At 45.7% G+C, this 13,071-nt stretch carries 12 protein-coding genes and 1 pseudogene; 12 read left to right on the top strand and 1 reads right to left on the bottom strand.

Annotated features, from left to right (window positions below; all coding sequences use genetic code 11):
• Nucleotides 1-6: 6 nt before the first annotated feature.
• From C7457_RS01710 to C7457_RS01675, 8 genes and pseudogenes are all read left to right on the top strand, one after another.
• Nucleotides 7-237: an HP1242/YdcH family protein gene (locus tag C7457_RS01710; RefSeq protein WP_121169713.1), complete on the top strand. Its 231-nt coding sequence runs from the start codon at nucleotides 7-9 to the stop codon at nucleotides 235-237.
• Complete coding sequence (gene ilvD / locus C7457_RS01705; RefSeq protein WP_121169712.1) at nucleotides 234-1,886, top strand: dihydroxy-acid dehydratase; 1,653 nt, start codon at nucleotides 234-236, stop codon at nucleotides 1,884-1,886. The genes C7457_RS01710 and ilvD overlap by 4 nt, the downstream gene beginning before the upstream one ends.
• On the top strand, nucleotides 1,887-2,819 hold the full coding sequence (locus C7457_RS01700) for a ketopantoate reductase family protein (protein ID WP_121169711.1): 933 nt from the start codon (nucleotides 1,887-1,889) through the stop codon (nucleotides 2,817-2,819).
• A pseudogene (locus C7457_RS01695) lies at nucleotides 2,816-4,389 on the top strand (APC family permease). Before C7457_RS01700 ends, C7457_RS01695 begins: the two are co-directional and overlap by 4 nt.
• Nucleotides 4,386-4,643, top strand: a complete 258-nt coding sequence (locus C7457_RS01690) for a thioredoxin family protein (protein ID WP_170137322.1) — start codon at nucleotides 4,386-4,388, stop codon at nucleotides 4,641-4,643. Before C7457_RS01695 ends, C7457_RS01690 begins: the two are co-directional and overlap by 4 nt.
• Nucleotides 4,644-4,652: 9 nt before the next feature.
• Entirely contained in the window at nucleotides 4,653-5,624 is a 972-nt protein-coding gene (gene wtpA, locus C7457_RS01685) for a tungstate ABC transporter substrate-binding protein WtpA (RefSeq protein WP_121169709.1), read from the top strand.
• A complete protein-coding gene (locus C7457_RS01680) occupies nucleotides 5,621-6,409 on the top strand; it encodes an ABC transporter permease (protein ID WP_121169708.1) in 789 nt (262 codons plus the stop codon). Before wtpA ends, C7457_RS01680 begins: the two co-directional genes overlap by 4 nt.
• Nucleotides 6,402-7,106 (top strand): ATP-binding cassette domain-containing protein, encoded by a 705-nt coding sequence (locus tag C7457_RS01675; RefSeq protein ID WP_121169707.1) that lies wholly within the window; start codon nucleotides 6,402-6,404, stop codon nucleotides 7,104-7,106. Before C7457_RS01680 ends, C7457_RS01675 begins: the two co-directional genes overlap by 8 nt.
• On the opposite strand, the gene C7457_RS01670 is transcribed toward C7457_RS01675, so the two are convergent.
• A complete protein-coding gene (locus C7457_RS01670; protein ID WP_121169706.1) occupies nucleotides 7,072-7,704 on the bottom strand; it encodes a molybdopterin-guanine dinucleotide biosynthesis protein B in 633 nt (210 codons plus the stop codon). The two genes, C7457_RS01675 and C7457_RS01670, sit on opposite strands and share 35 nt — an antisense overlap.
• An 86-nt stretch (nucleotides 7,705-7,790) precedes the next feature.
• On the opposite strand from C7457_RS01670, the gene fdnG reads away from it, so the two are divergent.
• Genes fdnG through C7457_RS01650 form a run of 4 tightly spaced genes read left to right on the top strand, consistent with a single transcriptional unit; the run spans nucleotide 7,791 to nucleotide 13,045 of the window.
• Entirely contained in the window at nucleotides 7,791-10,823 is a 3,033-nt protein-coding gene (gene fdnG / locus C7457_RS01665) for a formate dehydrogenase-N subunit alpha (protein WP_121169705.1), read from the top strand.
• Nucleotides 10,824-10,874: 51 nt separating this feature from the next.
• Nucleotides 10,875-11,726: a 4Fe-4S dicluster domain-containing protein gene (locus tag C7457_RS01660; RefSeq protein ID WP_121169704.1), complete on the top strand. Its 852-nt coding sequence runs from the start codon at nucleotides 10,875-10,877 to the stop codon at nucleotides 11,724-11,726.
• Nucleotides 11,727-11,728: 2 nt separating this feature from the next.
• A complete protein-coding gene (locus C7457_RS08880) occupies nucleotides 11,729-12,379 on the top strand; it encodes a 4Fe-4S dicluster domain-containing protein (protein ID WP_121169703.1) in 651 nt (216 codons plus the stop codon).
• A 12-nt stretch (nucleotides 12,380-12,391) separates the two neighbouring features.
• Nucleotides 12,392-13,045, top strand: a complete 654-nt coding sequence (locus C7457_RS01650; protein ID WP_121169702.1) for a formate dehydrogenase subunit gamma — start codon at nucleotides 12,392-12,394, stop codon at nucleotides 13,043-13,045.
• Nucleotides 13,046-13,071 lie beyond the last annotated feature (26 nt).

Genomic DNA, 13,071 nt, shown 5'->3' with positions numbered 1-13,071 from the left:
GAAGAGATGCTGAGAGACGAAAACCTCAAGGCCCTTGCAAGGGAGAAGTTTCACCACTTTAAAACCCTTGAGAAAAAACACCAGGAGCTTGATGACATAATTGACAAGATGGAGAAGAAGAGGGTTTTAACTCCACAGGAAGAGGTTGAGCTTGAGAAGTTAAAGAAGGAGAGACTGCGCCTTAGGGACGAGATGCTACTCCTTATGAAAAAAGCGAAGGAGGAGAGCGAGAAATGAAAAGCGACACCCTGAGGGAATTTGAAAAGCTGCCGGCAAGAGCTCTCATGATGGCCACCGGCCTTCAGAGAAAGGACATTGAGAAACCGCTAATTGGAATAGTGTCAAGCTGGACCGACCTGGTTCCTGGCCACGCAGATATGGATTCACTTGAAAGGTTCATTGAAAGGGGAGTTGCCGCAGCAGGGGGAACCCCATTTATCTTCAGGGTCCCTGCAGTATGCGACGGAATAGCAATGGGACACGAGGGAATGAGGTTCTCCCTACCTTTAAGGGAAATTATTGCAGATGCAATAGAGGACGTTGCAACAGCCCATCAGCTTGACGGTTTAGTCCTACTAACTGCATGTGACAAGATTACACCAGGAATGTTGATGGCCGCTGCAAGGTTAAACCTTCCGGCAATTGTCGTAACTGCAGGGCCGATGCTTGCAGGAAGGAGAGGAAAGGAGAGGTTAGACCTCGTTACCCATACGTTTGAAGCAATTGGAAAGTATAAGGCTGGCGAAATTACTCTAGAGGAACTCCTTGAGCTTGAGGGAGCAGCCTGCCCATCTTCAGGTGCCTGCCAGGGAATGTTCACTGCAAACACGATGGCCTGCTTAACAGAAGCCCTCGGGATGAGCCTACCCTACTGCGGAACCTCACCAGCACCGCTGGCAGAGAAGAAGAGAATAGCCGAGGCAAGCGGCGAGAAAATCGTAGAGCTAGTAAAGAAGGGAATTAAAGCAAGGGACATACTAACTCCAGAGGCCTTCAGGAACGCAATAAGGGTTGACCTTGCCCTCGGAGGTTCAACAAACACAGTTCTTCACCTACCTGCAATTGCCTACGAAGCAGGAATCCCCTTTGACATAAAGCTCTTTGACCAACTCTCAAGGGAAACTCCAAAGATCTGCTCAATGAGGCCTGGCGGAAAGTACCTAATGGAAGACCTCCACTACGCCGGTGGAATTCCCGGAGTCCTCAACAGGCTAACTGAAAAGCTTGAGAACTCCCCAACAGTTTCAGGCTTAGACATAAAAGAGATAGCTTCAATGGGAAGGATCTGGGACGAAGACGTTATAAGGCCGGTTGACAACCCTTACAGCAAGGAGGGAGGAATAGCAATCCTCTACGGAAACCTCGCCCCCGACGGAGCCGTTATAAAGCAGGGAGCTCTCAGCGAGAAGATGAGAGTCTTTACCGGAACTGCAAGGGTTTTTGAGTGTGAAGAGGACGCAATGAAGGCCGTAATGAACGGTCAGATAAAGCCCGGCGATGTGATAGTAATAAGGTACGAAGGGCCAAAGGGTGGCCCCGGAATGAGGGAGATGCTTGCAGTTACTGCTGCAGTTATGGGAATGGGGCTTGGAGAGAGCGTTGCACTAATTACAGACGGAAGGTTTTCAGGAGGAACCCACGGCCCCTGCATAGGCCACATCTCTCCAGAAGCAGCAGAAGGAGGCCCCATAGGAGTCGTTAAGGACGGGGACAAGATACACATAAACGTTCCAGAGAGGAGGTTAGAACTCCTAATAAACGAGGAGGAATTGCAGGAGAGGTTAAAGAACTTTAAGCCAAAGCAGAAGGAGATTAAGTCAAAGCTCCTTCGTAAGTACGCAAAGTTCGTTACTTCAGCATCAAAAGGAGCAGTTCAGGAGATATAGATGGAGTTTGCAGTATTTGGAGCCGGTGGGGTTGGTAGCCTCTACGGCTCCCTCCTTGCCCGCTGCGGCCACAGGGTTGTCTTTATAGCAAGGGGGGAGCACTTAAAGGCAATGAAAGAGAAAGGCTTAAAGGTTAAAAGCTACAAGTATGGCGAGTTTACTGTTAAGGAAGAGCCTCCAAGAGTAGTATTTACAGACAACCCAAAAGAGGCCGGAAAGGTTGACGCAGTCTTAGTATGCGTTAAGTCCTACGATACAGAAAAGGTAGCACCTCAGATAGAGCCCCTACTCAAGGAAAACACAGTTGTAATCTCTGTCCAAAACGGAATAGAGAATGAAGAAATACTTGCAAAGTACGTTGGTAAAGAGAGAGTTTTAGGAGCAACGGCCTTTGTAGGAACTTACGTCAAAGAGCCGGGAGTGGTGGTTCACGAGGCGGCAGGCCTCCTTGAAGTTGGGGAACTCTCAGGGAAGCCCTCAAAAAGGGTTGAAAAACTTGTTGAAGAGCTTAAAAAGTGCGGAGTTGAGGCAAGGGTCTCAAGGGATATAAACTATACCCTGTGGAAAAAGCTAATGTGGAACGTAGCCTTTAACCCCTACTCAGTAATAACAAGAGCAACGGTAGGGGAGATCCTATCCCAACCGGAAACCTACGAGATAGTAAAAAACTTAATGTTAGAGTGTATAGAAGTCGCTAAGGCCTACGGTGTAAAGCTCAAGGAGAAGACCCTTGAGGGATACTTAAAGTCTTCCCCAGACCTTATGAACTACAAAACAAGCATGCTCTTAGATTACGAAAAAGGAAAACCTATAGAGATTGAAGGGATAACTGGAGCTCTGATAAGAAAGGCAAAGGAAAAGGGAATTGACGTTCCATACAACAAGTGCGTATATGGAACAGTTAAGCTTCTCCTCAAAAAGAGAGAACAATGAATAGGAAAATTGGCTTTTGGGAAGCCTACTCAATAGGAGTAGGGGGAATGATCGGGGGCGGTATCTTTGCCGTCCTCGGTTTAACAATTCTCCTTGCAAAGGGGGCTGCACCTGTAGCCTTCCTAATTGCAGGCTTTATAGCCCTCCTAACAGCTTACTCCTACGCAAAGCTTTCAGTCCGCTACCCAAGTGAAGGAGGAACAGTTGAGTTCCTTGTAAGGGGATTCGGTAATAATCTCTTTACGTCTTACCTTAATACTTTGCTCTTAGCAAGTTACATAATAATGCTAGCCCTCTACTCCTACGCTTTTGGCAGCTACGGTTCAGCACTACTATTTGGAAAGGAAATCTTATTGATAAAAAAACTCCTAATTGCAGGAGTCATCTCCTTTTTGCACTCCTTAACTTCCTCGAAGCTTACGTTAGTGGAAAAGTTGAAGACGCAATGGTCTTTATGAAACTTGGAATCCTCCTTCTATTTTCAGCTCTAGGATTCTTAACTGGAGATTTCTCTAAACTATCTCCAAACAACTGGGAAAGTTTTCTGAAAATACTGGTAGGAGGGCTGATAATCTTCCTCTCCTACGAAGGCTTTGAGCTAATCGCAAACACCTCAAGGGACGTTAAAGATCCGGAAAAAACACTTCCTAAAGCATACTACGCAAGCGTTTTAACCGTTATTACCGTTTACTGCCTTGTAAGCGCAGTAGCAGTTTCAAACCTTAGCTACCAGGACGTAATAAAGTACAAAGACTACGCTTTAGCCGTTGCAGCAGAACCCTTTTTAGGTAAGTTAGGGTTTACCTTAGTTGGAATAGCTGCGCTCCTTTCAACGGCAAGTGCAATTAACGCTACCCTATACGGAAGCGCAAGGGTAAGCTACTTAGTGGCAAAGCTTGGAGCCCTCCCCCGTTCCTTCAGTAAAAAGGTCTGGAAAGAAGGGACAGAGGGTCTCCTTATCCTATCCATAATAACTATACTCTTTGCAGTTTCATTTAACCTTGAAAACATATCAATAGCAGGGAGCTTCGGCTTCCTTTTGATTTTCTCTGCGGTTAACCTTGCAAATTTCCGTTTGGCCAATTACACAAACTCAAACAGGTGGATATCCTTTATCGGATTTATAATGTGCGCCTTTTCAGGAATAGTCTTAGTAAGCTTTAACTTAAAAAACAGCCCCGAATCCCTAAAATCTTTAACTTTAATGCTGATTGGAACTTTCATATTTGAAATAGCCTATAGAACCCTAACCAAAAGGGAAATAGCTCCATACATTGATTGGAGACTAAGAGTAAGTGAAAGTTTAAAGGAGGAGAGCTTTTTAAAGTTAAAGGAACTCGTTAGGAAGTTAAAGGAGAAGTTAGGAAACGTTGAAGTTTACCTTACAGGAAATTCCCTTAAAGGAAAGGAAAGAACAGGAACTCTGAGAATTCTAATAGTTCACAGAAAACCAGAAAGTGCGGAAAAGGAACTGGAAAAGATAAAGGAAGAACTGAACATTAAAAACGAACATCCCATATACTTTGTAATAAAGGAAAGGCCGGAAAAAGACGGAAGGAGGATAGGTTGAAACTAATCCTCTACTCTTCTAAAAAGTGCAAAGTCTGTATTCCCTTAAGGGCAAAACTTAAGGAGATAGTAAAAGAGCTCAAAGTTGAGCTTAGAGAAGTAGAAATAGAGGAAAACCCTCAAGAAGCTGCCCAAAAGCTAATTTTCTCAGCTCCAACAGTAATTCTGGAAGTAGATGGAAGAGAGATTAAGAGGTGGAGCGGAATTTTCTCCCTTGATGAAGTTAAAAAAACAATTGAACGCTTTAAGAATTAGGGAGCTAGGTTGAAAAAGGTTCTAAAAACCTTTTTAATATTAACTCTATTAGCTCTAAATAGCAGCTACGGAGGAGAGAAGACCCCTTTAATAGTCTTCCACGCCGGAAGCCTCTCCGTTCCTTTCAAGAAGCTGGAAGAGGAGTTTGAGAAGGAACACCCCAACATTGACGTAAGGAGGGAATCAAGCGGAAGTTTAAAGGCCATTAGGAAGGTCATTGACCTCCACAAACCGTGTGATGTAGTAGCCAGTGCAGATTACTCCCTAATTCCAAAGTTCATGTTTCCCAACTATGCCGACCACGTTAAAGTATTTGCAACAAACGAACTCGTAATCTGCTATACGCCTAAGTCAAAGTACAGCGACAAAATCAACCAAAGCAACTGGTACGAGATCTTAAAGAGAAAAGACGTTAAGTGGGGCTTTTCAAACCCAAATTTAGACCCCTGTGGTTATAGAACTTTAATTATGATTGCCCTGGCCTCCGACTACTATAAAAAACCCATTTATGAGGAGCTCTTAAAAACAAGTACAAACGTTAAAGTAGAGAGAGAGCCAAACGGGTATAAAATCGTAGTTCCAAAGAACTTCAGGAAGGTGGGAGATAAGCTCTTTATTCGCCCAAAGGCAGTTGCGCTTTTAGGATTACTTGAGAGCGGCTCCGTTGACTACGTAGTAGAGTATAAGAGCGTAGCACTCCAGCACCGACTAAAGTACGTGGAACTTCCAAGGGAGATAAACCTCTCAGATTTCAGCCTGAGGAAGTACTACTCAAAGGTTAAGTTGGTACTTGGAAACGGTAGAGTAATTACAGGCAAACCTATAGCCTACGGTATTACAACCCTAAAAAACGCTCCCCACCCAAAGGAGGCAAAGATGTGGGAGGATTTTGTAACCTCAGAAAGGGGAGCAGAGATTATAAGAAGTTGCTACCAAAAGGCCCTATACCCTCCTAGGAGGATATCCAAAGAGGAAAAATGAAAAACCCTAAGTGGCTCTATCTTTTAATTATTACACTAACCCTTACTTGCCTTACCTTTATAGCCCTTCCAATCTTAAACGTTTTTATCTCCTTAGATCCGGAAAACTTTAAAAATACCTTAAAAGACGGAGAGGTATGGAAAGCCATATTTACAAGTCTAAAGGGAGCGACCTTTGCCACTATAGTAGGTCTAATAATGGGAGTGCCTACGTCCTACTTCCTCTTTCAAACCGAGTCTAAGTACAGTGAACTTGTTGAGAGCGTCATAAACCTTCCAATAGTCATTCCCCACGTTGCAGTCGGGATAACACTCTTAGAACTTCTAAACTCAAACTCCCCTTTAGGTAAGTTCTTTTCCCGCTTAGGAATCAGCTTCGTTGATACGATCTACGGAATAATAATTGCCATGTGTTTTGTAAGTATCTCCTACACAATTACCTCCTCTTTAATGGGATTTCGCTCAATAAACAAGGAGCTAATATGGACCGCAAGGAGTTTGGGAGCTTCCCCCTACCAAGTAGTTAAGTTCGTTATCCTCCCCCTCGCCTTTCCGTACATCCTCAGGGGAGCTATCCTCTCATTTGCCCGTTCAATCAGCGAGGTAGGAGCTATCCTCATAATAGCCTACTACCCAATAACCGCCCCTGTCCTCATGTACGAGCGCTTTGAGGACTACGGGCTCAAGAACTCCACTCCAATTGCCGTTTTAGTAATATGCATAAGTCTCATCATCTTTATCATCCTGCTGTCAATATCGTACAGGAGAGAGAAGAGGATTGCTTGAGGTAAAGGTTGAAAAGAAGCTGAAGTCCTTTAAGATTGAAGCCAACTTCCGAGTAAAGGAGAAGGAATACGTAGTAGTTCTAGGAAGAAGCGGCGCCGGAAAGAGCATGATAGCAAAGGTCATCTCCGGTATAGAGAGGGCCGATAGGTGCAAAGTTATACTAAAAGGTAAAGATATAAGTAACTTACCGCCTGAAAAGAGGAGAATTTCATACTTACCCCAGAGCAATACCCTCTTTCCCCACATGTCTATTCTAGAAAACCTAGAATTTCCCCTAAGGATAAGGAAAGAGAAGTTTGATAGAAGGAAAGTAGAGGAGATAGCCTTCCAGTTTAACGTTAAGGAGATTCTGTTTAAAAGGCCTTCTGAGGTCTCAGGAGGAGAAGTTCAGAGAGTCGCCCTTGCAAGGGCCATACTTTCAGATCCAGAAGTAATAATCCTTGACGAACCCCTAAGCTCCTTAGACTTCCTCACTAAAACAAAACTAATAGACTTCTTAAAGGAACTAAAGGGAAAGAGAACCATCCTACACATTACCCACGACCCTCTAGAGGCAGAGAGACTGGCAGATAGAGTCCTCTACGTGGAAAGGGGAAAGACCTTTTACTTTGAAAGCTGGAAAGACTTTGTTGAGAGGGCAAGAGGGGAGCTCCCCCAGAAAATCAGGGAGTTCTTCCCTTACCGACAACAATCCTAATATCCAACTTCTCAACCGGGTAGTCTATTCCCTTTAGGGGTTTAATAAAACCAAAAAGGATTTCCCTCAAAGTCTCTTTAACGTAGTGCTTCATCGGAACCCTACGCCCGTTCACAAAGAGCTCCACCTCATCCGGAAAAGAATCCTCCCTCCTCTTTATAAACTTATCCTCTATAAAATCAACAAGTTCCTCAGGTCTATCTAGAGGGAAAGTTCTAATTCCTCCAAAACCTTTGTCTGAAACAACGCCGATAACGTTCTTTTTACTCTTTAGGCAATCTAACCCCTTACCCCTATCTAGAAGCTCAAACCTCGGCAAGTCTGGACCTTCAACTCCAAGACAAACAACGATGTCGTAGTCGTCAAAGAGGAGGAAGGAGAGGTACTTAAGGTTAAAGCCATCTACCCCTCTAGAGAGGGAAACTTTCCCTGAATTAAGGCTACAAACTCCATCTGCTTTATAACCTTCAAGGGGGATTTCCGTTATACCCTCTTTAAAAATAGCAACCCTGTAACCTCTTTCCCTTAGAAGGTCTAGGACTTTAGAGACGAACCCCTCAAGATCGGTGCTTCCCGTAAAGGAAATTAAAGGAACCATAACTTCCCTCCCACAATCTAGGCTTCAAAAATTCGGAATTTTATACTAATATATAGATATAATTATTCAATTCAAAGGGGGGTACCATGGGAATAACAAGAAGAAACTTCCTAAAAGCGGCAGGGGTCATCACCGCAGGAACGGCCCTAGGAATAGACCTAAAGCCGGCAGAGGCTAAGGCGTCGGAGCTCAAAATAACAAAGGCAAAGGAAACAAAAACAATCTGCCCCTACTGTGCCGTAGGATGCGGAATGCTCGTCCACTCCATCCCTCACACAAACAAGGTCATAAACCTTGAGGGAGACCCAGACCACGTAATAAACAGGGGAGCTCTGTGTTCTAAGGGTGCAACCTTAAGACAGCTTGCAGGGAGCGAAAACCCAAGGAGGTTAACAAAGCCCCTCTACAGGGCCCCAGGCTCCTCTGAGTGGAGAGAGGTAAGCTGGGAGTGGGCAATAGAACAGATAGCTAGGAGAGTTAAGGAAACCAGAGACAGAACCTTCATAACCAGGAACAAGAAAGGAAACGTTGTTAACAGGTGTGAAGGAATTGCCAGTCTAGGTTCAGCATCCCTTGACAACGAGGAGTGTTACCTATTAGTCAAGATGCTAAGGACTCTTGGTATCGTTTACCTGGAGCACCAGGCCCGCATATGACACAGCACCACAGTGGCCAGTTTGGCCAACTCATTCGGACGTGGTGCTATGACAAACCACTGGATTGACATAAAGAACGCAGACGTAATTCTAATAATGGGCTCAAACGCAGCCGAAAACCACCCAATTTCATTTAAGTGGGTTGAAAAGGCCAGGGAAGAGAGGGGAGCAAAGCTAATAGTTGTTGACCCGAGGTTCACAAGGACGGCAGCAAAGGCAGACATCTACGCTCCAATAAGGATTGGAACAGACATTGCCTTCGTCGGTGGCCTTATTAACTACATCCTCCAAACTGAGAGCTACAACAAAGAGTACGTTAAACTCCACACAAACGCCTCATGGATAGTTGACGATAAGTTTGACTTTGACCCTGAAGAGGGAGTCTTCTCAGGCTTTATAAAACTCGGTGAGTTTGAAGGCTCAGCATACGGTAAGTACGACAAGAAAAAGGGAGGCTGGACCTATAAGAGGGACGAAAACGGTGAAATAATGAGGGACCCGACCCTCCAACATCCCCGTTGTGTATTCCAACTCCTCAAAAAGCACTTCTCAAGGTACACTCCCGAAGTAGTTGAGAAGATAACGGGATGTCCTAAGGAGAAGTTCTTAGAAATTGCAAAAGTGGTCGCCTCAACGGGAAGACCGGACAGGGTTATGACCCACATGTACGCCATGGGTCTAACACAGCACACCTACGGAACTCAGAACATCCGTTCCTTCGTAATAATGCAACTACTCCTTGGTAACATCGGCCTTGCCGGAGGCGGAATTAACGCCCTCCGTGGTGAGTCAAACGTTCAGGGTTCAACAGACATGTGCCTCCTCTTCCACATACTACCCGGATACCTCAAAACTCCAAGGGAGTCTCAACAGACCCTCCAGCAGTACCTAGATAAGTACACTCCAAAACCCCTAATTAAGGGTTCAGTAAACTACTGGAAGAACTACCCCAAGTTCATAGTCTCACTCCTTAAAGCATGGTGGGGAGAAAAGGCAAAGAAAGAAAATGACTTCTGCTACAGCTACCTACCGAAGTTAGACGACGGTGAAAACTATTCCCACATAGTCCTCTTTGAGAAGATGTTCAACGGCCACTTTGAGGGAGCGTTCCTCTGGGGGCAGAACGCTGCAGTAGGAGGGCCAAACGCAAACAAGGAAAGGAAGGCCTTAGAAGAACTCAAGTGGATGGTCTGCGTTGACCTATTTAAGACTGAAACGGCTGAGTTCTGGAAGAGGCCGGGAGTAAATCCTTCCGACATTAAGACTGAAGTATTCCTCCTTCCTGCAGCTGCAAGTTACGAAAAGCAGGGAACGGTAACAAACTCTGGAAGATGGTGCCAGTGGAGGTGGAAGGCAGTTAACCCACCGGGTGAAGCAAAACCCGACGCAGACATAATCAACATGCTCTTTAAGAAGATAAGGGAGCTCTACGAGAAAGAGGGAGGAACGTTCCCAGACCCAATACTTGACTCCTACTGGCCTTACGGAGAGGAGGTTAATACAGAGGACGTCCTTGCAGAGATAAACGGGTTTGACTGGAAGACGAGGAAGAGGGTTGCAAACTTTACAAAGCTTAAAGACGACGGTTCTACAGCCTGCGGAAACTGGCTCTACAGCGGAGTCTTCCCAGAAGAGGGGAACCTTGCCAAAAGGAGAAATACAGACGACACAACGGGAACCGGCCTCTATCCCAAGTTTACCTGGTGCTGGCCTCTCAACAGAAGAATTCTCTACAACAGGGCTTCCTGTGACGATAAGGGAAGGCCTTGGTGTCCCGATAGGCCGGTTATCTGGTGGGACGGCTCAAGGTGGATCGGAGACGTTCCAGACTACGGAAAGACAACTCCTCCAGATGCAGTTAAGAGAGGAGTCGGTGCATTCATCATGCTCCCAGAGGGAGTTGCAAGGATCTGGGCTCCCGGACTTAAAGATGGTCCATTCCCAGAGTTCTACGAACCCCTTGAGTCCTTTACAAAGAACCTACTCCACCCCAAACAGAACTTTAACCCTGCAATTGCCCTCAGCATGAAGTTCGTTAACGGTCCTATGAACAAGAAAGGCAGCTCTTCAAGGTTCCCTTACGTAGCCACAACCTACAGGGTTTGTGAACACTACCAGTCTGGAGCTCTAACGAGGAACATTCCCTACCTCGTTGAAATGATGCCAGATATGTTCATAGAAATCCCAGTTGAACTTGCAAAAGAAAAAGGAATTAAGAACGGAGATAAAGTAAGGGTAATATCGGCAAGGGGAACTGTAGAGGGAATTGCAGTAGTTACTCACAGGATGATGCCCCTCAACGTCAACGGTAAAAAGGTCTATCAGATTGGTATGCCGTGGCACTGGGGATACAGGGGACTCTCTACGGGCGATAGTGCCAACAAAGCAACACCCCACTGGGGGGATCCAAACACGATGATTCCTGAGTATAAGGGATTCCTCGTAGACGTGGAAAAGGCTTAAGGAGGAGGGTGCCCTCCTCCCTCTTTTTAAAGCTAAATTGGGGAGGTAAAGATGATTAGCGGAACTATGAATAAAAACTCCGACCTATCTTTGGTTGACGTAAATATAAAGAGAAAGGCAATCCTCTACGACGCAAGTAAGTGTACTGCATGTAGGGGTTGTCAGGGAGCCTGCAAGCAGTGGCACGACTTACCTGCAGAGAAAACCCACAACTGGGGAAGTTACCAGAACCCTAAGGACCTTTCTCCAAAAACCTGGCTAGTTATCAGGTTTGACGAGCACCTTAAAGAGGACGGATACCCAATGTGGCTCTTTAACAGGCAGTCGTGCTTCCACTGTGAAAACCCGGACTGTGCCGCCGTTTGCCCAACAGGAGCAATGACTGTTAGGAAAGACGGCGTAGTCTTCGTAAATCACGACCTGTGTATTGGATGCGGAAACTGTGCAGATGCCTGTCCATTTGGAGTTCCCCACATAGATGAGAAGACTGAGAAGTCCTACAAGTGTAACTTCTGTATTGACAGGATAGACAACGGTCTAGCTCCGGCCTGCGTTAGTGCATGCCCTACGGGGGCCTTAAAGTACGGAGAGAGAGAGGAGCTAGAAAGGGAAGCTCTAAAGAGGGTTGAAAAACTAAGAGAGAAAGGCTTTTCAGAAGCTAACGCCTACGGAGTAGGGGATTACAAGACCAACGTAATCCTCGTTCTGCCCTTCTCACCTGACAAGTACTCCTGGATTCCTCCCAAACCACAGCACACCCAGTCTGTCGTATGGTGGAAGGAGGTATTCAGTCCGCTTGGAGCTCTGGCCATCGGAGCGTCTGCACTTGGAGCTCTCTTCCACTACGTAACGATAGGACCAAAGAGGGTTGAGGAAATCACATCTAACGAAGAGGAGAAGTAAAGTTGGCCGTTAAGCACAAGTATACCCATGCGGTTCACGCCCTAGCATTTGTGATAATGGGACTATCGGGAATGGCCCTGATGATTAAGGGGAAGAACCTATTTGAGGTTCTCTTCGGCGGGAAGAAGAACGCCGAACTGGTTCACAAGATTACCGCATGGGTATACCTATTTACAAACACCTACCTCAGCCTAAAAATCCTACCCGACGTGGGAATTAGAGGGAATCTAACACCTAAAGCCCTCTTCCAGAGGTTATTCTACTGGTTCGTTTTCCTATCCTTAACGATCATGGTTCCAACGGGACTAATCCTTATATTTAGGTCTAACTTCTCCCCGAAACTTACACTGTTTACCATGTCCGTTCACAAGACCTTCGCACTGGTTCTGATTACAGTAACTCTAGTTCACGCACTCATAAGGTTCAACAAGCCGAGAATCCTATTTGAGAAGTACGTAGAGCTCTGCAAAAAGTGTCCTGAAAAACCCTGTATCAGCGTATGCCCAACCGAAGCAATAAAACCTAAAGACGACGGTTCCGTTGAGTTTAACGACATCAGGTGTATAGCCTGCAATAAGTGTGTTGAAGTGTGTCCCTACAAGGTCGTTTACTACTCAGAAAGGGGAGTCCCCCTTTATGTTAAACCAGCTTAACAGGAGGGAGTTATGCTAGCCACCGCTTCAGAAGCCATAAGAAAAGGAACTAAAAGGTACGTTGAAAAGTACGGAGCTCTCACGAGACTGCTCCACTTCATACACCTAATATCATTCATAGTCCTTGCAATAACGGGCCTTTCGCTAGCTTACAAGTGGAACGGACTTGGAGAGTTCCTCTTTGGCTCAATGAAAAACGTTAAATCGGTCCACGAGTTCTTCGGATGGGTGTTAACTATAAGTGGGGGCCTCCTATTCCTGAAACTCCTTCCCGAAAGCACCTTTAAACCCTACGACTTCAAGTGGCTTGCTAAACTTGGAGGCTACCTAGACCCTACCCACAAAACCCACGCCCCGGCTGGTAGGGTAAACGCAGGGCAGAAGATTTTCTACTGGTTCGGACTCATAGCTCTAATAGTAATGGCAGTAACAGGATTCAGCCTCATGTACGACCTGGTCTCAAAAGACCTTAGAGCTCTCTTCCTAGTAGTCCACTTTGTAGTAGGAGTCCTCTGGATATCCTTTGTTATCATCCACTTCTACCTAGCCACCATCGCCAACCCAGGAACCATATGGGCCATGATTAACGGAAAGGTCAGCGAAGACTACATAAAGGTTCACAACCCAGAGTGGTACAAAGAACTTAAAGAGAAGGGAATCCTTTAGATCTTTAGTGTAGCCCGGGCACCCGG

The organism is Thermovibrio guaymasensis (assembly GCF_003633715.1).
In the GTDB taxonomy this organism is placed as follows: Bacteria; Aquificota; Aquificia; order Desulfurobacteriales; family Desulfurobacteriaceae; genus Thermovibrio; species Thermovibrio guaymasensis.
Note: the sequence above shows the minus strand (reverse complement) of the source record. Positions and strands in the feature narration are given on the sequence as shown.

Bases quoted from the DNA above. Each gene is read 5' to 3' on its own strand.
- C7457_RS01680 (WP_121169708.1), top strand. From the start codon at position 5,621: ATGAAAAACCCTAAGTGGCTCTATCTTTTAATTATTACACTAACCCTT.
- C7457_RS01700 (WP_121169711.1), top strand. From the start codon at position 1,887: ATGGAGTTTGCAGTATTTGGAGCCGGTGGGGTTGGTAGCCTCTACGGC.
- C7457_RS01710 (WP_121169713.1), top strand. From the start codon at position 7: ATGCTGAGAGACGAAAACCTCAAGGCCCTTGCAAGGGAGAAGTTTCAC.
- ilvD (WP_121169712.1), top strand. From the start codon at position 234: ATGAAAAGCGACACCCTGAGGGAATTTGAAAAGCTGCCGGCAAGAGCT.
- C7457_RS01650 (WP_121169702.1), top strand. From the start codon at position 12,392: ATGCTAGCCACCGCTTCAGAAGCCATAAGAAAAGGAACTAAAAGGTAC.
- C7457_RS01660 (WP_121169704.1), top strand. From the start codon at position 10,875: ATGATTAGCGGAACTATGAATAAAAACTCCGACCTATCTTTGGTTGAC.
- C7457_RS01670 (WP_121169706.1), bottom strand. From the start codon at position 7,704: ATGGTTCCTTTAATTTCCTTTACGGGAAGCACCGATCTTGAGGGGTTC.